This is a genomic window from Lysinibacillus odysseyi 34hs-1 = NBRC 100172 (genome assembly GCF_001591965.1).
GTDB lineage: Bacteria > Bacillota > Bacilli > Bacillales_A > Planococcaceae > Lysinibacillus_B > Lysinibacillus_B odysseyi.
The window spans coordinates 48762-73067 of sequence record NZ_BCVX01000014.1 but is presented as its reverse complement, the minus strand read 5'-3'; the positions used below and the strand labels follow the sequence as shown (position 1 = coordinate 73067).

Here is a 24306-nt window from a genome sequence, read left to right as displayed (position 1 = left end):
ATTCGAAATGTAAGCGTTATACTTGTGTGAAGACAGGGGGTTCTCTTGTATCACGCCAAATTAATAGATGAAAGATTTTTTGTATAAAAATCTTTCTTGTATTAATTTATTTTTACTATTTTTATATAAATGGGCCTAAGGGAGTGAGTAGATTGGAATATGTGATTGAAATGCTTGGAATCCGCAAAGAGTTCGGTAATTTCGTAGCTAATAATAATATCACCCTCCAACTTAAAAAAGGAGAGATTCATGCGCTGCTTGGTGAAAACGGCGCAGGAAAATCAACTTTGATGAACGTACTTTTCGGATTGTACCAGCCAGAAGGCGGATTGATTAAAGTACGTGGAAAGTCAGTGAAAATTACGGATCCGAATGTAGCGAATGACCTCGGCATTGGGATGGTTCACCAGCATTTTATGCTAGTGGAAAACTTTACAGTGACGGAAAACATTATTTTAGGCAGTGAGCCGACAAAATTAGGTGTTGTAAATAGCAAGGATGCAGCGAAAAAAATTAAGGAGCTGTCTGAGCGCTATCATCTGGATGTCGATCCTTATGCAAAAATTGAAGATATTTCTGTCGGTATGCAGCAGCGAGTTGAAATTTTAAAAACGCTTTATAGAGGAGCAGAAATCTTAATCTTTGACGAACCTACTGCTTCTTTAACACCGCAGGAAATTGATGAGCTGATGTCGATTATGCGTTTATTGATTAAAGAAGGAAAGTCCATCATTATCATCACACATAAATTGAAGGAAATTATGGAAGTATCCGATCGGGTAACGATTATTCGCAAAGGCGAGGGAGTCGGCACAGTGGTAACGGCCGAAACAAATCCAAACCAGCTTGCAGAGTTAATGGTCGGACGTCAAGTGTCTTTCAAAACGGTGAAAAAAGATCCACAGCCTAGAGAAGTGTCACTTAATATTGAAAATCTATTTGTAACAGATTACCGCGGTGTCGATAAGGTTAAAGGGCTTAATTTACAAGTACGAAAAGGCGAAATTGTCGGGATAGCAGGGATTGATGGGAATGGTCAATCAGAGCTGATTGAGGCGATTACAGGACTTCGCGGAGTGAAGAGCGGTACGATTACACTAAACGGCAAAAATATTACTGGTCTGAAGCCCCGGAAAATTACAGAGGCGGGTATCGGTCATATTCCGCAAGACCGTCATAAGCATGGATTAGTATTGGATTTCCCGATTGGTCATAATATCGTTCTACAAACTTATTATCAGGAGCCGGTTTCTAAAAACGGCGTTATGAATTATAAGAAGGTAAACGAAATAGCACGCCGAATTATCGAAGAGTATGATGTGCGGACAGGGCAGGGGGAAATGACACCTGCACGGGCGCTTTCCGGTGGTAATCAGCAAAAAGCGATTATCGGACGTGAAGTGGACCGGGATCCGGAATTATTGATTGCTGCATTGCCGACCCGCGGCTTAGATGTAGGGGCGATTGAGTTTATCCACCAACGTCTGATCGAACAGCGCGATAAAGGGAAAGCGGTACTATTAATTTCGTTTGAATTGGATGAGGTAATGAACGTGTCAGACCGTATCGCCGTTATTTATGATGGAATGATCATGGATACAGTGCTGCCGAAAGATACAACGGAGCAGGAGCTTGGCTTATTAATGGCCGGCGAACAGCTTCAGCAAACAAAAAAGGGAGGGAACGATTAGATGAACAGTCGTGTAGTTAATATACTCGTTCCTGTTATATCCATTATCATTGGTTTGATAGTCGGGGCGATCGTTATGCTTGTCAGCGGCTACGATCCAGTACAAGGATATATTGCTTTATGGGAAGGTATTTTTGGAGATTCCTATTCAATTGGTAATACAATTCGTCAAATTACTCCGTACATTTTAGCAGGTTTAGCAGTTGCGTTCGCATTCCGTACGGGATTATTCAATATCGGTGTTGAAGGGCAATTATTAATGGGCTGGCTGGCAGCAGCGTGGGTAGGCTATGCTGTTGATCTGCCTCGTATTATCCACTTGCCACTGGCATTGCTTGCTGCAGCGGCAGCTGGTGCCTTTTGGGCATTTCTTGTCGGCTTTTTAAAGGCACGATTCAATGTACATGAAGTTATTTCATCTATTATGCTGAACTATACGGCACTGTATGTGATGAATGCCATCATCAAGCAGATTACAGACGGGGGCTATAAAACAGAAACTGTAGCCGAAACAGCTACGTTACGCTGGCAATGGCTACGCGATATTACTGATAATTCAAGTCTGCACTTAGGGATTATCGTGGCACTGCTTATGGTGTTGTTAATGTGGTTCATTCTGGAAAAAACAACACGTGGGTACGAATTAAAGTCTGTCGGCTTCAATCACCATGCTTCGGAATATGCGGGGATGAGCGTTAAGAAAAATATTATTCTAGCAATGACGATTTCCGGAGTATTCGCCGGTCTTGCTGGGGCAATGGAAGCTCTTGGAACATATCAAAATGCTTCTATTAAAGCCGCTATGTCAGGAATTGGATTTGACGGGATTGCTGTTGCGTTATTAGGTGCGAATACACCTCTTGGAGTAGTATTCGGTGCGTCATTATTTGGCTCCCTGAAATATGGTGCTTTAAATATGCCGAATGCTGCCGGAATTCCAGAAGAAATCGTATCTATTATTATCGCATTAATTATCTTCTTCGTAGCTTCAGGCTACATCATTCGAGTGGTTTTAGAAAAAATGGGTAAGAAAAAGGAGGCGAAATAAGATGAGCTTTTTAGAAGTATTATATTTTATTATCCCTTCAGCCATCTTTTACGCCACACCACTAATTTTTACAGGGATTGGTGCGTTGTTCTCGGAACGTTCAGGTGTTATCGGGCTAGGGGTAGAAGGGCTCATGGTAATCGGTGCATTCACTGGGATTTATGTTAATCTAGAATATTATGATACATTCGGCCATAATGTGATATGGATTGCGATTTTAGCTGCTCTTGTAGCGGGCGCCATCTTTTCTTTGCTGATTGCAGTAGCAGCCATAACGTTCCGTGCCGACCAAACGGTTATCGGGGTAGCTATTAATCTATTAGCATTAGCATTGACGGTATTCCTTGTTAAGCTAATTTATCAAAAAGGCCAGACTGATATGATCGAAGCGCCGATTCGTCGTTTTGAAATACCATATCTATCGGATATACCATTCCTTGGTCCGCTGTTGTTCCATGACGTATATAGTGTCTCTATTTTAGCCTTCATCGTCGCGATCGGTGCTTGGTTTGTTCTTTACAAAATGCCATTTGGTTTACGTCTCCGCTCAGTAGGGGAACATCCTATGGCTGCTGATACGATGGGTATCAATGTAGCAAGAACAAGATACATTGCTGTTATGATTTCCGGAGCATTAGCGGGCGTCGGCGGTGCAGTGTTTGCACAGACGATTCCCCTGGATTTCTCGGCTACAACAATTACAGGGCAGGGATTCATTGCTATTGCAGCGATGATCTTTGGTAAATGGAATCCGCTTGGTACATTAGGAGCAGCGCTATTCTTTGGTTTAGCGCAAACATTGAGTAATGGTGGAGGTTCAATTCCGTATATTCAAGACATTCCACTCGTTATACTGCAAATTCTGCCGTATGTCCTGACAATTTTAGCGTTAGCTGGATTTATTGGAAAAGCAACGTCTCCAAAGGCAGTAGGTATTCCTTATGTCAAAGGGAAACGATGATTTTCTAAATGGACCTCCAAGTAAGATAACAAAGAAAAATATGTACATGAAATAATCTACAGTCAGTTGAGAGCCGCTTCGTTTCGAGGCGGCTTTTTCTACTAGAAGGAATGTTTTCCTAAAAGCCGTATAATAATTTTGCATTATGCGCATATTCACATGTATAGTAATAGGGAATAGAACTGTATTTAATAGGTAGTCAGGAGGAGTTTTTTTGTTTTTAACGACACAATTGGCAAAAGGCGTTTCCCTGCATATTCGACAAACGGCCCAGTTCAAAACGGTCAATTTTTCGATTAAATGGAGACGTCCGCTTACAGAAAAAGATGCAGCAGAGCGAACGGTATTAACGAATGTACTACAGCACTCGAATGAAAGATTCAAGACATCCGCAGCATTTCGCAGTTATTTAGATGATTTATTCGGAACGATTTTATATTTTGATACATCAAAGCGTGGAAATGAACACACGGTTTTAATGAATGTAGAGACGGTCAATGACCATTATTTAGCGGATTCCAATGTGCTAAATGATGCTTTGGAATTGCTTCATACAGCTATTTTTAAACCAAATCTTGAAAATGATGCATTTGTGCCAGCCATTGTTGAGCGTGAAAAGGAAATGGTAAAGCAGCGCATCCAGTCTATTTTTGATGATAAGTCACGTTATGCCCAGTACCGCCTTACACAGATTCTGCGCCCAAACCATCCTGCCTCAATTTCGGCAAACGGTACAATTGAACAGGTGGAGGCAGTAACACCTGCATCCTTGAAACAGGCATACGATTCTATGCTTGCAAACGATACAATCGATATTTATGTAGTAGGCGATATCGATGTGGAGGAAATGAAAGAAAAGCTAAAGAAGGCATTGCCTTTTGGAGATCGGGAAGTGCATGAAAAACAAGCGCCGATTGAAGTAGAGACAAAGCCGGAAGCTTACACAAGAGAGCGTCAGGAAATGAAACAAGGAAAGCTGCATATCGGCTATTCGACACCGGTTTATTTCGGCCATGAGGATTTTGCGAAAATGCAAATTTTCAATGGAATATTCGGGGGATATGCCCATTCGAAGCTTTTTATGAATGTGCGTGAGCGTGAAAGCCTTGCTTATTATGCCTCAAGCTCCTATTCGTCCCAGTATGGTCTTGTATTTGTCGTTTCCGGCATTGAGCCGTCAAATGAGAAAAAGGCTGTCGATGTGATCAATGAACAGCTCAAAGTGATGCAGGACGGAGAAATTTCCGAGCTGGAATTGACGCAGACAAAGGCGATGCTGACAAACCAATTGAAGGAAGCATTGGATTCTGCGCGGGGTCAGATTGAAATTTATGACCAGTACAAAGATTTAAACGAAGCATTTACAGTTGATACATGGGCAGCACGCTGGCAAGAGGTTACAGCGGAAGATGTACAAAAGATGGCCCAGCAAGTCAATCAGGAAGCGGTTTATTTCTTAAGCGGTAAGGAGGACTAATTTTGCAGACAATCGAATTTCAACAGCTAGATGAAACTTTGTACTATAAACAGCTAGAAAACGGCCTGGATGTCTATATTCTGCCGAAAAAGGGATTTTCCAAAACGTTTGTGACATTTACGACAAAATACGGATCTATTGACCGTACATTTGTACCAATCGGCGAAGAAGAGCCTATCACGGTACCCGACGGCATTGCACACTTTCTAGAGCATAAAATGTTTGAGAAGGAAGAAGGGGATGTCTTCCAGAAATTCAGTGAAGTCGGAGCACAGGCAAATGCCTTTACGTCCTTTACACGTACCGCCTATCTGTTTTCTGCCACAAACCATCTTTATAAAAGTACAGAGACACTTTTGGATTTTGTGCAGCAGCCCTATTTTACAGAAGAGACAGTAAACAAGGAAAAAGGTATTATCGGCCAGGAAATCACGATGTATGATGACCAGCCGGATTGGCGCCTTTACTTTGGAGCGATTGAAAATATGTACCATAATCATCCGGTGAAAATCGACATTGCCGGCACTATTGAATCCATTGATAAAATTACAGCAGAGCACTTATATACATGCTACAACACATTTTATCACCCATCGAATATGCTGTTGTTTGTCATTGGTGCAGTGGATCCGACAGAAATGATGGCATTCATTGAGGGCAACCAAAATAAAAAAGAGTTTCCAGAGCCAGCTCCTTTAAAACGAATCTTTGAAAAAGAGCCGACAGGGGTAGCCATTAAAGAACGGGAAATGAACATGGATGTACAGCAGCCAAAGGTCTATATCGGGCTGAAGGCAAAAGAAGTAGATTTATCCGGAGATGCTATGCTAAAGCATGAGCTGGCAATGTCCATTGCTCTTGAATGCCTATTCGGCCGGGCTTCAGATTTTTATACAAATGTATATGAAAACGGCTTAATTGATGAGTCATACGCATTTGATTTTTCATTGGAAAAGGGCTACGGCTTTGCCCTCATCGGCTCTGATACACCGAAACCGGATGAACTTGAAAAAGTCATTAAAGAGCGCCTAGCTGAAGCGGAAGACGGCTCTGTTTTCAAGGAAGAAGATGTGGAGCGCATCAAGCGTAAAAAAATCGGCTACTTCCTGCGGGCGCTTAATTCACTTGAGTTCATCGCAAATCAATTTACACGTTATAAATTCAATGACATGAATTTATTTGATGCGGTACCTACAATTGAGAAGCTGACGATAGAAGATATTAAAGAAGCGTTCAAATCCCTTCAAGGTGAGGAGCAGCAAACTGTCTTTAAAATACTTCCTGTAAATGAGCGGCAAAAATGAAGAAATTCGCCCTAATATGTGGAGCATCCGGTGCAATCGGCCGCGCAATATGTGATGAATTGGCTGCAGACGGATGGTCGCTTTATCTTCACTATCATTTGGGGAAAGAACGTGCTATGAAGATGGCGGCGTCTTATACAGACGCCTATCCATCTCAGGAATTCATTCCCGTTTGGGCGGATTTTGCCGATCCGAATGGCGCTGATCAGTTGGCTGGCCAGCTTTTTTCTGTGCAGGCGGTCATATTTGCAAATGGACATGCGTATACACAACTGCTGGAAGATACACCGGTTGAAGAAATGGAAAAGCTGTGGCGGGTTCATGTTCAAAATCCGATGAGGCTGCTTGCAGTCGTCTCGCAAAAGCTGCGTTCCAATACGAAAAGCTATGTACTGTTTATAGGCTCCATCTGGGGAGCAGTGGGAGCCGCAGGGGAAGTTGTCTATTCGGCTGTTAAAGGGGCACAGCATGCCTTTGTGAAGGCGTACGCACAGGAAGTTGCTTATAATGGCATTCGTGTCAACGCTATAGCGCCTGGTTTTATTAATACACAAATGAACGGCCATTTAAGTGAAGAGGAAAAACGGGAGATAGCACTAGAAATACCGCTCCAGCAGCTTGGGAACGTAGAAGATGTCTCACAGCTTACACGCTTTTACTTGAGTGGTGCTGCAGATTATGTAACAGGACAAATTTTGCATGTTAATGGTGGCTGGTACATATAATCGCTCGTCTCGGACATACTAATGTCGAGAGGAGGCGAAAACATGGGTTTATTTGAAAGCTGGCAGCAATGGACACACTTTTTAGGTGCAAAGGTCGAAGATGCAAAAGAAGATGGTGTTTCGTCAAAAATAATCGACCAAGCAGCTCTTCAGATTGGGGAATATTTAGCTAAAAATGTTGAACCTCAAAACGAGCAAGAGCGTGTCTTAGCTGACTTATGGTCAGTAGCATCATCGGATGAAAAGAAAGCACTTGCAAGCTGCGTTGTTAAACTAGTGGAACATAAAGTGTCGTAACTGCTTATAAAAAGCAATGAAAAGGGAACCTTTTAAGGTTTCCCTTTTGATTTTCTGGTGAATAAGTAGGAAGGATAACTTTCAGGTAACTTAATTTTATTATTGTAGTAAAAAACAGTGCTTTCGAACTTTTCAATACATACAAAATCCGCTATCATGGAACTTATAATAGTTTTAGGCGTTTCTAAATAGAGGGGACGGATACATTCATGGGCGAATGGTATTTCGAGTATGAAATTCAAGTAAATCGACCGGGGCTGTTAGGTGATATCGCCTCACTGCTAGGGATGCTTCGTGTAAATATTGTTACCATTAATGGCGTGGATGAAGTTCGCCGTGGTATGCTTGTAAAAGCTGAAAAAGACGAATCAATTGAACGTTTCATATCCATAGTTTCCACTATGGATCATATCAATATTACAAAGTTTCGTATTCCTAAGCTGCGGGATCGGTTGGCCGTTCGGCACGGCCACTATATTCCAAAAGATGCAGATGAGAAAAATACATTCCGTTTTGTGCGCAGTGAGCTAGGTATTTTAGTTGACTTCATGGCTGAGCTTTTCAAAAAAGAAGGCCACAAGCTGATTGGTATCCGAGGGATGCCGCGTGTAGGAAAAACGGAATCCATTGTAGCGGCCAGCGTTTGTGCAAATAAAAGGTGGATTTTCCTATCCTCCACGATGATTAAACAGACGGTCCGAAATGCACTCATTGGCGATGAGTTTAACGGCAATAATATTTTTATCCTGGATGGTGCGGTGACACGCAGATCAAATGATGAACGTCATCAACAGTTAGTGCGGGAGATGATGCATATGGAAACGATTAAAGTAATTGAACATCCGGATATTTTTGTTCAGCACTCCGAATATAGGTTAGAGGACTTTGACTATATTATAGAACTGCGTAATCATCCGGATGAGGAAATTACGTATGAACTGATTGATAAAAATAATATGATGTCGTCAGTAAATGATTTTGGAGGATTTAATTTTTAAATAAAAAGTAGGTGTTATTGTTGACAGAATTAGGAGCTCGCTTAAAGGAAGCGAGATTAGCAAAAGGATATAGCTTAGAAGATTTACAAGAGATTACCAAGATTCAGAAACGGTATTTGGTGGGTATAGAAGAGGGTAACTATTCCATCATGCCAGGGTCTTTCTATGTACGGGCTTTTATAAAGCAATATGCAGAGGCGGTAGGGCTGGATCCTGAAGAATTGCTTGACCAGTTCAAGAAGGATGTACCCGGTACGCAAACAGCGGAGGTAGTAGAGTCATACAAACAAAGTCCAAGCCGCCGCAAATTGGCAAACCGCTCTTCCAACAAAACGATGGAAGTGATGCCAAAGGTGATTGTAGGCTTATTCATTATTGTCATCATTGCGGTTATTTCTATTTTATATTGGGCAAAATCACAAGAATCACCGGATCTTGGGGAGGATGACACAAAGCCTATTGAGTATGTAAAGCCTACGACAGATGAAAACGAGCAAGGCACTTCAGGTGAAACAGACACTGAAGGCAGCCAAGAGCCAGTTGAGGAAGAGGAGCCTGTAGATGAGGAACCAGCTCAAGCCATTTCCGCCGGAGCAGTAAATGGTGAAGACGTAAACTTCGAAGTAACAGGTACGGACCAATTAAAAATCCGCGTTGAAATTATTAACAGTGCTAGTTGGATCGCTTTCCGTAATACACAAGGCGTAGATAATCTTGGGAAAATGTACAATCCGGGTGAAAAAGTAGAGTATGATGCTACTGCCGACGGGTATGTGCGTATCCGATTAGGTAGTGCAGCAAGTGCGAAAGTATTTGTCAATGATGAAGAAGTAACTTCTCCGTCAAGTGCCGTAACGCAAAACTTTATTTTCAAATTAGCTCAAGAACAACAAGCTCAGTAGTCATCGTAAAGATGACTACTTTGTTTCAAATGAAAGGTGTTAATAAATGAATATTCCAAATAAGATTACAGTCTCTCGTATTTGCTTAATCCCATTTTTCATGATTGTAATTATGTTTGACTTTGGCTGGGGAACGATGGAACTGTTCGGTGCAGAAATGCCTGTCAATCATTTCGTCGGTGCATTGATCTTTATTATCGCATCAGTAACTGACTGGGTGGACGGTTATTATGCACGTAAATACAATCTGGTTACAAACTTCGGGAAGTTTTTAGATCCTTTGGCAGACAAGCTACTTGTTTCTGCGGCGCTCATTTTGCTGGTGGAAATTGACCTGGCAGATGCATGGATCGTTATTATTATTATTTCCCGTGAATTTGCTGTTACAGGTCTTCGCCTGATCTTGGCGGGTGAAGGCGAAGTAGTGGCAGCAAACCAGCTAGGCAAAATTAAAACTTGGGCTCAAATCGTAGCCATTTCAGCGCTGTTTTTACATAATACCATTTTTACGATGATGGGCATTCCATTTGATGATATTGCCCTTTATGTAGCGCTATTCTTTACGATTTGGTCTGGCTGGGATTATTTCTATTTAAACCGCCGTGTATTATTAGACTCCAAATAAGCGAGGTTAATTATGAAGGCAGAAATTATTGCAGTAGGTTCAGAATTACTTTTAGGACAGATCGCCAATACAAATGCTAAATTTATATCCCGTCAGCTTTCCGAGCTGGGAATCGATGTCTATTATCATACAGTAGTAGGAGATAATGCTGCACGTCTGAAAGAAGCGATCCGCGTAGCGGAAAACCGGGCAGACTGCATTATCTTTTCCGGAGGCCTAGGTCCGACAAAAGATGATCTGACGAAGGAAACAATTGCTGCTCACTTAGGGGTAGAGCTTACGCTGGACAAGAAGGCTCTTGAATTTATAGAAGAGTATTTTACGAAGCATGGGCGTGAAATGACGGAGAATAACCGTAAGCAGGCATTAGTGCTGGAAGGTAGTCATGTGCTGGTAAACGACAACGGCATGGCACCAGGGATGCTTTTAGAACGCGGCTCATATACGTATATTTTGCTGCCGGGCCCTCCGAAAGAGCTGGAGCCAATGTTTCAGCATGAGGCAAAGCCATACCTCGCTAAAAAATTGGGGAAGGGATCAAAAATTATTTCCCATGTGCTCCGTTTTTACGGGATAGGAGAGGCAGAGCTTGAAGTCCGTCTGCAGGACCTTCTCGATGAGCAGACAAACCCTACTTTGGCACCACTAGCTGCGGACGGAGAAGTAACACTTCGCATCACAGCAAAAGCAGACACAGAAGAAGCCGCCTGGACAATGATTAATGAGAAAAAAGAAGAAGTATTAGCGATTGTCGGCGAGTACTGCTACGGGGTTGATGATGATTCACTCCCTTCAAAGTTAGTGGATATGCTTGTTAAAAATAATTTAACGATTGCAGCTGCTGAAAGTTTGACTGCCGGGTTATTTCAAGCGACGCTAGCAGAAATTCCAGGAGTCGGTACCGCTCTTGCTGGTGGAGTAGTTACTTATACGGAGCAGGCAAAAATTGAACAGCTAGGTATCTCCGTTGAAATTATCAAGGAACATAGTGTTGTAAGCAGCGAGTGTGCAGCAGCAATGGCTTTTAATGTTCGTGAAAAGTTCGGCACAGAAATCGGGGTTGGCTTAACAGGGGCAGCAGGTCCGGACGCACACGGCAGTGAACCGGCTGGAACAGTCTGGATTGGTATCAGTATCGGTCAGGAACCTCCATTGACTTATCTATTACAGTTATCAGGCTCACGCAATACAAATCGTCTTCGCACTGTAAAGTTTACTTGTAGTTATTTAATGCGCAATCTAATAGAAAAAGGTTATAAAAATTAAGGCTCAATCAAGGCGTGCTTTTGTTTGAAAAAAGTGCATGTTATATTAGGGAGCCGTAAATAAGGCAAACGTTAAATTTGGGTATAGTATATATGCCCAAATTTTTATTTTTGCTAAAAAACGAAAATATGTTCGCTTTTTTCTTGTAGTTTGTCTCAACAACAAGTATAATAGAGACATAACGAAAAGAGTTCGTATTCAAAGGAGGAAAACATTCGTGAGTGAACGTAAAGCCGCGCTAGATATGGCATTAAAACAGATTGAAAAGCAATTCGGTAAAGGCTCCATTATGAAACTGGGAGAGACAACAGATCGTCAAATCGAAACTTCTTCAAGTGGCTCTTTAGCTCTTGATGCAGCACTTGGGGTAGGTGGATACCCACGTGGCCGTATTGTTGAAATCTATGGACCAGAGTCATCAGGTAAGACAACAGTAGCGCTTCACGCTATTGCAGAAATTCAGGCAAACGGTGGACAAGCTGCATTTATCGATGCAGAGCACGCGTTAGATCCTGTGTACGCTCAAAAACTTGGCGTAAATATTGATGAATTATTACTTTCCCAGCCTGATACAGGAGAGCAGGCACTGGAAATCGCAGAAGCATTAGTACGAAGCGGTGCGATCGATATCCTGATCATTGACTCCGTAGCAGCATTGGTGCCAAAAGCTGAGATTGAAGGCGAGATGGGCGATTCCCACATGGGTCTTCAGGCGCGTTTAATGTCTCAAGCATTGCGTAAGCTGTCAGGTGCTATCAATAAATCGAAAACATTAGCGATTTTCATCAACCAAGTACGTGAAAAAATTGGGGTAATGTTTGGAAATCCGGAAACAACTCCTGGTGGACGTGCGCTTAAATTCTATTCTTCTGTCCGTCTGGAAGTACGTAGAGCGGAAGCAATCAAACAAGGTACTGATATTGTAGGTAACAAAACGAAAATTAAAATTGTTAAAAATAAAGTGGCGCCGCCATTCCGTACAGCAGAAGTAGATATTATGTATGGTGAAGGGATCTCAAAAGAAGGAGAGATCGTGGATATTGGTGCAGAGTTAGATATCGTTCAAAAATCCGGCTCTTGGTATTCATATGGTGATGAGCGTATTGGTCAAGGCCGTGAAAATGCTAAGCAGTTCTTAAAAGAGAACCCTGCTGTTCGTGACGAAATTGCGGAAAAAATCCGTGTAGAATACGGCATTGGAAAAGGCAATACGTATGAAATTGCTGCTCATGATGAAGATGAGGAAATGGATGAGGAATTATTGCTTGATTTAGGTGAAGAATAAGCAGAGAAAAACTGTATAGGCTACACCGAAACCATTGGGGAACAATTATTCCTCAATGGTTTTTTTATGTCCTCTTATTGGAGCAGCCATTTATAATAAAACAGGCAGCAAATTCTTCTGCAGCATTTCATAGTAAAATATATTACAATGGTATAGAGGCTCCGTAATGCCTAGAATGGCGGGAATCCTTGACAGACCTGGGTTAGAACTATACAATTAATCATGTATAATTTTTTTACATTTGAAATGAAATAGGCACATATTAGATTGTCTAATATTCGCCGACTGGAACATCAGACATAATGAGCAAGTAGGAGGGGTTACATGATGGAAATGATTATCCCCGCTTTGCTTGGATTCATCGTCGGTGCCGCTGTTATCTATTTCTACATGAAACAAGTGAATGAGTCAAAAGTGACCGGTGCAAAACATCAGGCCGCTACTATTGTCGAAGAGGCAAAGCGTGAAGCTGATGCACTGAAAAAGGAAGCACTGCTTGAAGCAAAAGATGAAACTCACAAATTTCGTACTGAAGCTGAAAATGACATTCGTGAACGTCGCTTGGAACTTCAGAAACAAGAGAACCGTTTATTGCAAAGAGAAGAAAATCTTGATCGCAAGGATGATGCTCTGAACAAGAGAGAAACAGGCCTGGAGCGTAAAGAAGAAGCTCTAGCCGAGAGACAACAGCATATTGAACAGATGGAAAGCAAAGTGGAAGAGCTTGTTGCGGCTCAAAAGTCGGAACTTGAGCGTATTGCCGCGTTGACACGCGAAGAGGCAAAAGGCTTCATTCTAAAAGAAGTGGAGAATGAGCTTTCGACGGATATTGCTGTCATGACAAAAGAGGCAGAAACACGCGCAAAAGAAGAATCCGATAAAAAGGCCCGCGAAATTTTATCACTTGCGTTACAACGTTTTGCTGCAGACCATGTAGCTGAGACGACTGTATCGGTCGTGAACTTGCCGAATGACGAAATGAAAGGCCGTATTATTGGCCGTGAAGGTCGGAACATTCGGACACTTGAAACACTTACAGGTATCGATCTTATTATCGATGATACACCGGAAGCGGTTATTTTATCCGGTTTTGACCCAATTCGACGGGAAACAGCTCGTCTGGCATTGGAGAAGCTCGTACAGGATGGACGTATCCACCCTGCCCGCATTGAAGAAATGGTAGAGAAATCTCGCCGTGAAGTGGACGAGCAGATTCGTGAAACAGGTGAGCAGACTACGTTCGAGGTTGGTATCCACAATCTGCATCCAGATTTAATGAAGATTCTCGGCCGTATGAAGTATCGGACAAGCTATGGTCAAAATGTGCTGAAGCATTCCATCGAAGTAGCACATTTAGCAGGGTTACTTGCTGCAGAGCTTGGTGAAGATGTTACATTAGCCAAACGTGCTGGTCTACTACATGATATTGGTAAGGCAATTGATCACGAGGTAGAAGGAAGCCATGTTGAAATTGGTGTAGAGCTTGCTACCAAATATAAAGAGCATCCTGTTGTTATTAACAGTATTGCTTCTCACCATGGAGATACGGAACCGACTTCTGTTATCGCCGTTTTAGTTGCAGCAGCTGACGCATTATCAGCAGCCCGCCCAGGAGCGCGTAGTGAAACGCTTGAAAATTATATCCGTCGTCTGGAAAAGCTGGAGGAAATCTCTGAAAGCTACGATGGAGTGGAAAAATCCTTTGCCATCCAGGCAGGCCGTGAAATCCGCATTATCGTTCAACCAGATAAAATTGACGATCTTGCCTCTCATCGACTCGCTAGAGACATTCGGAAGCGTATTGAAGAAGAGTTGGATTATCCGGGACATATTAAAGTTACAGTTATTCGCGAAACACGGGCTGTGGAGTATGCGAAATAAAAAATGCAGCGTTCCGTTTGGAGCGCTGCATTTTTTATGCAAGAAAAGGAAACCAGATAACTAGCCTTCTCTAGTATCGGCACAATGAGAAAAGGATGGTTAATAGGCAGCGGACCTCCTTAATGGGATGGCCCGCTTTTTAATATTTTTTTTGAAATGAGGAAAGTGAAAGGGATGGCGATGACAGAAGCAAGCAAAGGCGATACTGTTTCGTTTAGCCCTAATACATCCACTAATAAATAAATACTGGCCGTTGTTACCGAAATATTGACTACATAGGTAAGCGGAAACTGCATAAACTTCTTCCATGTTGGTTTCGTTTTGTATGTAAAATACGAGTTTAGGAAAAAGGAACCTACCATACTGATTAAAAAGGCAAGAATGTGGGAGAGCATATAATTCCATCCGAATATATGCAAAAATAATAGATAAAGAATATAGTAATTGCCGGTGTTCATGAAGCCGACAATAATAAAACGAAGCACCTCTCCGTTAATAAATCTTTTCACGCTCTGTCTCCTTTTCAAAATTGGCTGTCTTTGCAACGATGTAAGGCGGACGCCTTTTTACCTCATAATAGATACGGCCGATGTATTCACCGATAATGCCCATAAAGAACAGCTGGAGGCCGCCGACAAGTAAAATTGCCGCGATCGTCGTAAAATATCCCGGTACATCAATGCCCTTCATCGTGATTTGTATGAGCATATAAAGTACATATAAAATATCGAGAAGCGTTACAGTGAGCCCAAGATAAATAGCGATGCGCAGCGGTTTATTATTAAAGGAAATCACTCCGTCGATACCATAATTCAGCAGGCTTGCGAAGGACCACTTGCTGGCACCTTCTTCGCGTATAATATTTTTATACTCAATAATAGCCTCATTAAACCCAATCCAGGAAAATAAACCTTTGGAAAAACGGTTATACTCCTTTAAGGAGAGAAGTGCATCGACTGCCCGACGGCTCAACAGACGGAAATCGCCAATTCCGTTTTCAAGCCGGACATCAACAAGGGAGTTAATTAGTTTATAATAAAGCTTTGTTAAAAATGACCGGGTAAATTTCTCACCGGAACGGTCCCGCTTTGCAATGACCTGGTCATAGCCTTCCAACGCCTTTGCGAGCATTGCGGGAATAAGCGAAGGAGGATGCTGCAAATCCGCATCCATAATAAGGACATATTCACCGGATGAATAGGAAAGCCCGGCCAGCATGGCGGACTCTTTTCCGAAGTTTTTACTGAAGGACACATATTTTATCAGAGAATCTTGTTCTGAAAGTGTCTGCAGGATGTGCTGTGTTTGATCCTTGCTTCCATCATTGACGAATACTACTTCGTAAGACGTGTTTAACTGGTGAAGTATATCCTTGATCTCTTCGTAAAACCTTGGTAACACTGATTCCTCATTATAACAAGGTACAACTATAGATAGTTTCATATTACACCTACACTATTTTTTATTGAATCATTACTATTGTATCGTTCTCAGGAAATAATGCAAATCAAGGCATGTGCTTTGCTATAATAAAGGAGAGGTGACAACATGAAAAGGATCTTTTTTGGCTTCGTGACACTGTTCATAAGTTCTATTTTTATACATATTTACTTTCTATTAACGAAACTGCCGCTTACACCGCGAGGGACGGATGCGACAAGACAAATGTTATTCTACCGTTATTTATTAACGGATGAGTACCGGGATTTAAATTTTTTCTGGTCTTGGGCCTACGGATTAGGCGGTGATTTATTCGCGCAGTTTAACTACTATTATTCCACATCGATTTTCTTTCTGCTTTCGGCGCTCGTTGATGTGGGAACGTTGGAAGATGTCATTGCACTGAATTTACCGCTTTCAATTGGGAAAGTATTTTTAGCGATGTTTTTCATGTTTTTGCTTTTGCAATATGAAAAGCGCAGTTTTACGGCATCCATCATTGGCGGCCTGTTATACGGAGGGTCAGCGACGTTCGCGATTTACAGCTTCATTTTTGATTTTATGGTGGATGCATTTGTATGGCTTCCATTGCTCATTTTATCATTCCATCATTATCTTAAAACAAAAAAACCATTGTTCTTTATCTTTACCTTTGCATTCATTGTGGCATCCAATTTCTATTTCGCTTTTATTACGACTATTTACTTTATCATTTATGCCATCTATAAATATACAGAACTGGAGGAATCGAAAAGCATCAGGCATTTTGGGAAGTATACACTGAGGCTGGCGTTATGCTACACAGCCAGTATCGGGATCGCTGCCTTCAGCTTCTTTCCTGCTGTATACCAGTTTTTAAGCAGTGACCGGCTGGCAAAGGATTATGATATTCCCGCTGTCTTTGCGGGCTCCTTTTATGAAAAAGTTCCCCAGCTGTTTTTCATGTCCTATCATAGTAACTATACAATCGGTATGGCGGTGCTTGTACTCGTACTGCTTGTCGGCGGATTATGTATCCGCAAGCGGGAGCTGCTGCCGAAGAAGCTATTCGTACTTATTGTAATGAGCTTCTATCTGATTCCGTTTATGTATTCACTATTTAACGGATTATCGGCAATGCAAAATCGCTGGTATTATTTGATCGCCTTTACGTGCAGTTTCATAGCAGGCTATTTTTTCGATGAGATAGTGGAAAGAAAGAGGATATGGGTGCCTGCGGTGTTGTCGCTCGCTGCTCTTACAGGTTATATGTGCTGGCGCTGGCCGGATCGCCCGAAAGTATCCGTTCATTATGATATACTGCTGCTCCTATTAGGTATTGCAGGAGTGACTGGGCTTGTTCTCTATACTGCCAAAAACAAGTGGCGGCCATTTGCAAGTATACTTATCATGGTCAGTCTTGTATGGACAGGGGCTCTTCAGTATTATGCTTACTTTACGAAGGTTAATGAAGATGTGACGGAAGGTGTTCAGCAGTTTGATACTTATTTTGATACGGTAGGCTATGGGCAGTATGAGGGGCTGCAAGTATCCAATAAAATCAAGCAGCTGGAAGAAGGATTTGGCCGTACGATTTGGGATTCACCGAGAATACAGCAAAACTCTGGCATGTATTACGGCTTAAAGACGCATAGCGCTTACCATAGTCTTATTCCCCGTAATCTCCATCAATTATATAAGGAGAACTATAATATCCGCCAAATAGGAACAGTCAGCCTATATCATAACTATGATAACAGACTGTATCTTGAGACAGCTTTCGGTAATGAGTTTTATGTGAGCGAGGCAAAAACATGGTATGAGCCATACGGATATGAATCAGTGTATACAACAACGAATTGGCATGTGCGGCAAAATAAAAACAAGCTGCCTGTCGGCTTTGCCTATCCGGCAGACGCATGGATATCGGAGGAAACATTTGATTCCCTGACAACACCAGAAAAAGACCAGGCGATTCTATCGGCGGTAACCGTAAAGGATAGGGAGCTACAGCTAACACCTTCCGCCTTTGATCCAAACGAGCTGGAGGTAGAGACGCTCTTTACTGGTATGGAGGATGTAACACTCGTCAATATGAAAAAAACGACAGACCAGATCTATACTGCAGAGGAAGATGCCTATATTGAAGTGCCTTATAGAAAAACAGGAACAACAGGGGAGCTCATAGTAGAGATTGATATTAAGCCTCTTAAAGATAAAGATTTTACGGTGTCGATTCAGGATAAAGAAATGCTTCAGTATGCGGATAAATGGACATGGTCCTATCCAAAAGACTCCTTTACCTTTAATTTGGGCTGGTTGTATGAAAAAGAAACGATTCAGATCAGGCTAACGCCGGGCTCTTATAAAATTGGTGATGTGCGGGTTTATCGTAACAGCTATGAGCCGCTAAAAAAGAGAGTTGATACGTTGAAACAGCAAGGACTGGAAAATATAATGTATCACCGTAATAAGCTGTCAGGCGATGTGACGATTGCTGATGATAGTATATTCTTTATGTCCATTCCATACAGCAGGGGCTGGAGTGTAAAAGTGGATGGGAAGAAACAGGATACTTATGAAGTGAATCATGCGTTTATCGGCTTCCCGCTTTCACCGGGTAAACATAAAATTGAAATGTCTTATGTCTCGCCGTTCTTTAAGGAAAGCCTCGTTATTTCCATTATTACATTACTGCTTGTAGGAATTTATGCTTGGAGAAGAAGGAAAAAAGCATAAGCCTCTTAGTATTCATAGTGATGGCGATATGCTGGAGAACCTATAAGTATAAAATAAATAAAATCTTCATCATGAATGGGGATGACAAACTAGCTTAATATCAGGTTGATTGGAGTGGCGGCTGGCGGCTCCTTGGGGAGGACCATATGTAGAAAATCTATTGGTTACGGGAGTAGATTCCCGTAACCATTTAGTTGGAGCCGGGCGCTCGGCAGGAAAGCGTCCAGCCAAAATAGAAATCAAGCGGGGTTACGGTAGTGAACCGATAAATAATAGAATAATGCAAAATTTAATGTATGAAATATAATTGTTAACAGTTTGGCATCTCACGTAATGGAAAATAGGAGTATGCTAATGATAACTTGTAGATTATGGAGGGATATACCAATGAATCGAAGTAAAGTTATCGCATTAGCTGCTACAGCCTCACTTATGACAGCTTCTGTTATCATTCCAGTCAGTGTTGATGCCCATCCAGGAGACGGGAGGTCCGGCAGCTATAAGTTTAAAGATGTAAATGAGGGATATACTCACTCTTCCAGCATTTACAAGTTAGCAAACCGGCAAGTCATTAAAGGTTATAAAGATGGGACATTCCGTCCAAATGAACAGGTGACACGCGGTCAAGTTGCCAGCATTATTACTAGCATATTGAATATTAATCCTATAAATATTCCAAATCCGGGCTTTACGGATGTAACAGTGGCCAACTCTCACTATAATGGTATTGCAGCACTTGCTAAAGCAGGTGTTTTAAACGGCTATGGAGATAAGTCATTTCGTCCAAATGCTCCGCTGACACGCGGACAGATGGCTAAAGTCCTTGTAAAAGCATTCCAGTTCAAAGAAACCGCTAGTGCTAATACGCCTTTTACGGATGTGAATAACTCCGAATATAGTAACTGCATCAACACATTATACGAGCTGGGCATCACAAGGGGAACATCTAAATCGACCTTTAGCCCGGATATTCCAGTAAAACGCGGACAGCTTGCCTCATTCGTCCTGCGTTGCGAAGACATATCTAAAAAGTAATGGTTAAATAGGAAACACCTCCATATAGGTGCACGTAAAACGTGGGCTTGTATGGGGGTGTTTGTGCTTAGTTATCAATGAAAAAGAAGGACTATTTAAACGTTCTGCGAAAGGGAAATTCTACGTTAGTTTTTTTGAAGAAAAATGAATATTTTGGTTAAAAGTGTATATAGTAATGTGTAAATGGTAATTATATTTTCCGTGTTAAAGGAGCGAATCATTGTTTATTTATTGAAAGAAAAATAAGACTATAGAGTAGTATGCATAGCTTCCAAAGAAGGAGATTTAGGGTCTTATAACAGCTTTTCACCTTTTCATACATAAAAAGGGCAAGTATGTATAAGAAGGGGGGTTAGCACTATCTTCTTATGTTAAGAAAGGGGTTGCTACATGATTGATCTACACAGCCATTTGCTTTGGCAGGCGGATGATGGCCCGCGTACTATAGAAGAATCACTGAGAATAGCTGCTGCTGCTATACATGAAGGTATTACTGAAATGATACTTACCCCTCATTATGCTCACCCTCATTATCATGTCCAAAAGGAGAAAATACAGAAACGATTAGCTGTTTTGCAAAATGAAATAGAAAAAGCGAATATGCCCCTTATTCTACATAAAGGGCATGAAGTAAGGCTGACTGGAGAGTTACTGATCCTTTATCGAGAAAAGCGATTTCATACGCTGGCCCACTCGAACTACTTCTTATTAGAATTGCCTTCCTACACGGTTCCCTATTATACCATTCATATTATCAGGTCTTTAATTAATGAAGGACTGACACCCATTATTGCTCACCCAGAACGAAATAAAGCGATTATAGAAAATCCTTCCCTTCTAGAACGTTTAGTGAAGGAAGGCGCCGTTACTCAGCTTACAGCGGGCAGCTTGACGGGACATTTTGGGCGTACTGTCCAGAAATGCTCAGTGGATTTACTAAAGGCGAATTTAATACACACATATGGTTCTGATGTCCATAATCTTACTTCCCGTCCTTTTCTGTTTCGGCAAGGCCTTCATTATTTAGAGAAAAAAGGGGAGCTTGATGCAGTTGATTTGCTATTGGAAAACAACGCACGGGTTGTTGGAAATAAACCGTTGCTCATAGAAGAACCATGTGTAAAGCAGGCTAAAAAATGGTGGCCTTTGAAGATAGGCAGCAAAAAGTGATGATTGAGTAGACAACTTGTTGAAACAGCAGGAATGTAGGAGGATATGAATGCGAAAATGGATAAAATGGGCAGGCGTAATTGGAATTGCCCTCTGTATTGTTGTAATTGGCGTAGGGGTGAAGGTGTACAGTGATGTGAAAACGACTGCCGAAAAGCTCTATACACCTCTTGCGCAGGAAATACCTGCTGAACGTGAAGCAGTGGTGGATGTCAAGCAGCAGGAGCCTTTCTCAGCTCTCTTATTAGGAGTGGATGAAAGGGAAGGCGATGCTGGCCGTTCTGATACGATGATTGTCCTGACAGTCAATCCATCCCTCGGTACGACGAAAATCTTAAGCATTCCGCGGGATACGTATACAGAGATTATCGGAGCAGACAGAAAAGACAAAATCAATCATGCCTTTGCTTACGGCGGGATGGAAATGTCCAAGCATACTGTTGAATACCTGCTTGATATTCCAGTCGATTACGTCGCGAAAATCAATATGAAGAGCTTTCAGGAAATTATTGATATTGTAGGTGGTATAACGGTAAACAATGAACTGGACTTTTCATACGACGGGGAGCAGTTCCCAATCGGTAAAATCGAGTTGGATGGTAATAAAGCATTGAAGTATGTCCGGATGCGTTATGAAGATCCAGCAGGTGATTTTGGCCGGCAAAACAGGCAAAAACAGGTCATTCAAGGCGTCCTGAAGGAGAGTTTGTCAGTCAACACGATTTTCAATTATAAATCGATCTTTGAAACATTAGAAGAAAATATGGAAATGAATATCAAATTTGACGAGCTGCTGAATATTCGCAAGCATTACGGAAACAGCTTTCAGACGATTGAACAGCTGTATTTAAATAACGGCTCCAGCACAAGACTGGACGGGATTTATTATTACTTGCCGGATGAGGGTGAGCTGAAAAATATTCAGAGCACGTTGCAGCAGCATTTGGAAATAGAATAGCCGGAAGAAGGCAGTTTTTTAATTTATAGATATCCCTTGAACACTTTCTATTCTAATGTCTGGAAAGAAGCTGGAAGGATAACAAGTAAAGAGCTTGAATAAATGTCGAAAATTTATGTAATATTTATCAACCTGCCCTAATAAAATGGGTGTGAGTTCTATAATTCTCACTAATCCTTCCTGACCATGCACGGATTTGAAAAACGGATGGTCTATCAACGAAGATAAAAGATACATCCCCCATATTTTTATTGAAGTACTGCCCGCCGGCAAATGCTATTAGTCTCTTTTCTTCAGCTAGCAGATTCTATTGCGATAGAAGGAAATAGATTGAAATTATCTGTGTTATAAAGAATAATGGACATCCATTCTCTCCTTCTACTATTGAGACGTTATAATCCTCGTTCTAGAACAGCAAAGTGGGGCCGGAGAAGATACTGGAAGCGGGGACAAGCTAGTGTGAGGGTTGACGGAGAAAAGAGAAAGCTAGTTTATAGAACACAAAAAGCTGTTTTTTCGCAGCTAAAGAGAAATCTACTATTTTATATGCAGATAAAAGAGGTGTAGATAATGAATTCCACCCTACGGTATTCCATTTTCTTTATATTGGATTCTCTTATTGTCCTGTCCGTAATCTTCATTAGTTATTGGCTGCTTGACCCGGCTCATCTTATTCATTCTAATTCGGTTATCTTAATTAGCTCTTTAACATTACTCGTAAGTCATCATATTATGGCTTACTTTTTTCACCTATACAATCGGATATGGAGTGTGGCATCAATTAAAGAACTGCTGGCAATTGGGTATGCAGTGACATTTTCGGTGCTGATTGCAAGCAGCATTCAATTTTTTATGAAAGAGGATATCCTATTCCGGGTTATCGCCATTACTTGGCTGTTAGATATGGTCATGATTGGAGGATCAAGATTCTTATTGCGTGTTTTGCATGACCGCTCACTGTTTCAAACACAGGAAAATCTAAAACGGGTACTTGTAATTGGCGCGGGGGAAGCGGGTACGATGTTGTTACGCAGTATCAAAAGGGATCCATTGACGGAATACCAGGTAGTTGCTTTTGTTGACGATGATCTTCATAAACAAAAAATGAAACTGATGGATATCAAAGTTTACGGCACGACAAAGGATATCGGCCGGATTGTAGAAGAGAAAAAAATAGATGAGATTTTTTTAGCTATTCCTTCTCTTGGGAAGGTAGGGATTCGTAAAATGTATGAGCGTTGTATCTGTACAAATATACCAATCAAAATCATGCCTAAAATGGAGGATATCATTATCGGAAAAGTATCTGTCAATGATATGCAAGAGGTGAAGATTGGGGACCTCCTTGGAAGGGAGGAGGTAAAGCTTGATATGGTTGCTCTTTTCAATAAATTAGCTGAAAAAGCTATATTGGTAACGGGGGCAGGAGGATCGATCGGCTCTGAAATTTGCCGTCAAATTTCCAAGTTCAAACCGAACCGGGTTATTTTATTGGGCCATGGAGAAAATTCCATTTATAACATTCATACGGAACTGGCTGAAAATAAAGAGTATGAGGAAATATCGTTTGTACCAGTCATAGCAGATATCCAAGATAGGAAAAGGATTTTCGAAGTCGTACAAGAGTTTATGCCCGACATTATTTATCATGCTGCTGCGCATAAACATGTTCCCCTGATGGAAAGCAACCCGGCTGAGGCTATAAAAAATAATATAGTTGGAACAAAAAATATAGCGGAAGCAGCCCATACATATGGTGTGGCAAACTTTGTGATGATTTCTACAGATAAGGCAGTAAATCCGCCAAATATTATGGGGGCAACAAAACGAATTGCGGAAATGATCATACAAAATTTAGCGAGATACAGTAACACAAACTTTGCAGCTGTCCGTTTTGGAAATGTATTAGGTTCGCGTGGCAGTGTGATACCCAGATTTCAAGCTCAAATTGCAGCAGGGGGGCCGGTAACCGTCACGCATCCAGAGATGACGCGATACTTTATGACTATTCCCGAGGCTGCCCGGCTTGTCCTGCAGGCTGGTGCACTTGCCCGTGGAGGGGAGGTGTTCGTCCTCGATATGGGAGAGCCTATTAAAATAATAGATTTAGCGAAAAACCTTATTCGGCTGTCGGGTTATACAATGGAGGAAATCCATATTGAATTTTCCGGCGTACGTCCCGGAGAAAAGATGTTTGAGGAATTGCTGAATGCTGAAGAAATCCAGGAGGAGTATATTCATCCTAAAATTCATGTAGGAAGGGCACATTGCCCTGAAGAACACGTACTGCTTGGATTATTTGCGCAGCTGGAATTCCTTTCTGCGAGTGAAATACAGCAAAAAGTAATGAAATTAGCGAATGGGGAATGGCTGAATAACGAAGAATTTGCCCCAAGGACGATTGCTTAATCGCCGTTATATATTAAATAAAGAGGAGAGGGCGTTTGACAAACTTTCAACATGCGGCTGCCCACCGGCCTGCGTATAAACCACAAGATCAGGAAAGGATTTATTTGGCATCGCCTC

20 protein-coding genes are annotated in these 24306 nt (G+C 41.7%); 18 read left to right on the top strand and 2 right to left on the bottom strand.

Annotated features, from left to right (window positions below):
- Positions 1-152: 152 nt before the first annotated feature.
- The 13 genes from BOD01S_RS19670 to rny all read left to right on the top strand — a co-directional run bounded on the left by BOD01S_RS19670 (position 153) and on the right by rny (position 14459).
- The gene (locus tag BOD01S_RS19670; RefSeq protein WP_036152409.1) at positions 153-1691 is read left to right on the top strand and encodes an ABC transporter ATP-binding protein; all 1539 of its coding nucleotides are present in this window, start codon (positions 153-155) and stop codon (positions 1689-1691) included.
- Positions 1692-2738, top strand: a complete 1047-nt coding sequence (locus tag BOD01S_RS19665; RefSeq protein WP_036152411.1) for an ABC transporter permease — start codon at positions 1692-1694, stop codon at positions 2736-2738.
- Between the two features lies 1 nt (position 2739).
- Positions 2740-3699 (top strand): ABC transporter permease, encoded by a 960-nt coding sequence (locus tag BOD01S_RS19660; RefSeq protein WP_036152414.1) that lies wholly within the window; start codon positions 2740-2742, stop codon positions 3697-3699.
- Between the two features lie 214 nt (positions 3700-3913).
- Positions 3914-5176, top strand: a complete 1263-nt coding sequence (yfmF, locus tag BOD01S_RS19655) for an EF-P 5-aminopentanol modification-associated protein YfmF (protein ID WP_036152417.1) — start codon at positions 3914-3916, stop codon at positions 5174-5176.
- Between the two features lie 2 nt (positions 5177-5178).
- Positions 5179-6480, top strand: a complete 1302-nt coding sequence (gene yfmH, locus BOD01S_RS19650) for an EF-P 5-aminopentanol modification-associated protein YfmH (RefSeq protein WP_036152419.1) — start codon at positions 5179-5181, stop codon at positions 6478-6480.
- Positions 6477-7205: an elongation factor P 5-aminopentanone reductase gene (gene ymfI / locus BOD01S_RS19645; RefSeq protein ID WP_036152423.1), complete on the top strand. Its 729-nt coding sequence runs from the start codon at positions 6477-6479 to the stop codon at positions 7203-7205. The genes yfmH and ymfI overlap by 4 nt, the downstream gene beginning before the upstream one ends.
- Before the next feature lie 42 nt (positions 7206-7247).
- Complete coding sequence (locus BOD01S_RS19640; protein ID WP_036152426.1) at positions 7248-7502, top strand: DUF3243 domain-containing protein; 255 nt, start codon at positions 7248-7250, stop codon at positions 7500-7502.
- Between the two features lie 209 nt (positions 7503-7711).
- Complete coding sequence (locus BOD01S_RS19635; protein ID WP_036152428.1) at positions 7712-8500, top strand: DUF3388 domain-containing protein; 789 nt, start codon at positions 7712-7714, stop codon at positions 8498-8500.
- 11 nt (positions 8501-8511) lie between these two features.
- Complete coding sequence (locus BOD01S_RS19630) at positions 8512-9402, top strand: helix-turn-helix domain-containing protein (RefSeq protein WP_233153171.1); 891 nt, start codon at positions 8512-8514, stop codon at positions 9400-9402.
- 46 nt (positions 9403-9448) lie between these two features.
- Entirely contained in the window at positions 9449-10027 is a 579-nt protein-coding gene (gene pgsA, locus BOD01S_RS19625) for a CDP-diacylglycerol--glycerol-3-phosphate 3-phosphatidyltransferase (protein ID WP_036152432.1), read from the top strand.
- Positions 10028-10039: 12 nt separating this feature from the next.
- Positions 10040-11293, top strand: coding sequence for a competence/damage-inducible protein A (locus BOD01S_RS19620; protein ID WP_036152435.1), 1254 nt, complete (start codon positions 10040-10042; stop codon positions 11291-11293).
- Between the two features lie 217 nt (positions 11294-11510).
- Positions 11511-12578, top strand: a complete 1068-nt coding sequence (gene recA / locus BOD01S_RS19615; protein ID WP_036152437.1) for a recombinase RecA — start codon at positions 11511-11513, stop codon at positions 12576-12578.
- A 327-nt stretch (positions 12579-12905) separates the two neighbouring features.
- Positions 12906-14459, top strand: coding sequence for a ribonuclease Y (gene rny / locus BOD01S_RS19610; RefSeq protein ID WP_036152563.1), 1554 nt, complete (start codon positions 12906-12908; stop codon positions 14457-14459).
- Positions 14460-14578: 119 nt separating this feature from the next.
- On the opposite strand, the gene BOD01S_RS19605 is transcribed toward rny, so the two are convergent.
- A complete protein-coding gene (locus BOD01S_RS19605; protein WP_052124752.1) occupies positions 14579-14917 on the bottom strand; it encodes a GtrA family protein in 339 nt (112 codons plus the stop codon).
- Between the two features lie 34 nt (positions 14918-14951).
- Positions 14952-15902: a glycosyltransferase family 2 protein gene (locus tag BOD01S_RS19600; RefSeq protein ID WP_036152440.1), complete on the bottom strand. Its 951-nt coding sequence runs from the start codon at positions 15900-15902 to the stop codon at positions 14952-14954.
- A gap of 105 nt (positions 15903-16007) precedes the next feature.
- Here BOD01S_RS19600 and BOD01S_RS19595 point away from each other — a divergent pair, with 105 nt between their 5' ends.
- From BOD01S_RS19595 to BOD01S_RS19575, 5 genes are all read left to right on the top strand, one after another.
- Complete coding sequence (locus BOD01S_RS19595; RefSeq protein WP_036152443.1) at positions 16008-18617, top strand: YfhO family protein; 2610 nt, start codon at positions 16008-16010, stop codon at positions 18615-18617.
- Between the two features lie 387 nt (positions 18618-19004).
- Positions 19005-19652: an S-layer homology domain-containing protein gene (locus BOD01S_RS19590; RefSeq protein ID WP_052124737.1), complete on the top strand. Its 648-nt coding sequence runs from the start codon at positions 19005-19007 to the stop codon at positions 19650-19652.
- Between the two features lie 390 nt (positions 19653-20042).
- On the top strand, positions 20043-20822 hold the full coding sequence (locus BOD01S_RS19585) for a tyrosine-protein phosphatase (protein WP_036152445.1): 780 nt from the start codon (positions 20043-20045) through the stop codon (positions 20820-20822).
- A gap of 49 nt (positions 20823-20871) precedes the next feature.
- Positions 20872-21780 carry an LCP family glycopolymer transferase gene (locus BOD01S_RS19580; RefSeq protein WP_036152449.1) on the top strand — a complete coding sequence of 303 codons (909 nt, stop codon included), beginning with the start codon at positions 20872-20874 and terminating at the stop codon, positions 21778-21780.
- 570 nt (positions 21781-22350) lie between these two features.
- Entirely contained in the window at positions 22351-24189 is a 1839-nt protein-coding gene (locus tag BOD01S_RS19575) for a polysaccharide biosynthesis protein (RefSeq protein WP_036152451.1), read from the top strand.
- Positions 24190-24306: the final 117 nt, after the last annotated feature.

Bases quoted from the DNA above. Each gene is read 5' to 3' on its own strand.
- BOD01S_RS19590 (WP_052124737.1), top strand. From the start codon at position 19,005: ATGAATCGAAGTAAAGTTATCGCATTAGCTGCTACAGCCTCACTTATG.
- BOD01S_RS19665 (WP_036152411.1), top strand. From the start codon at position 1,692: ATGAACAGTCGTGTAGTTAATATACTCGTTCCTGTTATATCCATTATC.
- BOD01S_RS19620 (WP_036152435.1), top strand. From the start codon at position 10,040: ATGAAGGCAGAAATTATTGCAGTAGGTTCAGAATTACTTTTAGGACAG.
- BOD01S_RS19580 (WP_036152449.1), top strand. From the start codon at position 20,872: ATGCGAAAATGGATAAAATGGGCAGGCGTAATTGGAATTGCCCTCTGT.
- BOD01S_RS19585 (WP_036152445.1), top strand. From the start codon at position 20,043: ATGATTGATCTACACAGCCATTTGCTTTGGCAGGCGGATGATGGCCCG.
- BOD01S_RS19575 (WP_036152451.1), top strand. From the start codon at position 22,351: ATGAATTCCACCCTACGGTATTCCATTTTCTTTATATTGGATTCTCTT.
- BOD01S_RS19640 (WP_036152426.1), top strand. From the start codon at position 7,248: ATGGGTTTATTTGAAAGCTGGCAGCAATGGACACACTTTTTAGGTGCA.
- BOD01S_RS19595 (WP_036152443.1), top strand. From the start codon at position 16,008: ATGAAAAGGATCTTTTTTGGCTTCGTGACACTGTTCATAAGTTCTATT.
- BOD01S_RS19635 (WP_036152428.1), top strand. From the start codon at position 7,712: ATGGGCGAATGGTATTTCGAGTATGAAATTCAAGTAAATCGACCGGGG.
- BOD01S_RS19605 (WP_052124752.1), bottom strand. From the start codon at position 14,917: ATGAACACCGGCAATTACTATATTCTTTATCTATTATTTTTGCATATA.
- BOD01S_RS19660 (WP_036152414.1), top strand. From the start codon at position 2,740: ATGAGCTTTTTAGAAGTATTATATTTTATTATCCCTTCAGCCATCTTT.
- rny (WP_036152563.1), top strand. From the start codon at position 12,906: ATGGAAATGATTATCCCCGCTTTGCTTGGATTCATCGTCGGTGCCGCT.
- BOD01S_RS19600 (WP_036152440.1), bottom strand. From the start codon at position 15,902: ATGAAACTATCTATAGTTGTACCTTGTTATAATGAGGAATCAGTGTTA.
- pgsA (WP_036152432.1), top strand. From the start codon at position 9,449: ATGAATATTCCAAATAAGATTACAGTCTCTCGTATTTGCTTAATCCCA.
- ymfI (WP_036152423.1), top strand. From the start codon at position 6,477: ATGAAGAAATTCGCCCTAATATGTGGAGCATCCGGTGCAATCGGCCGC.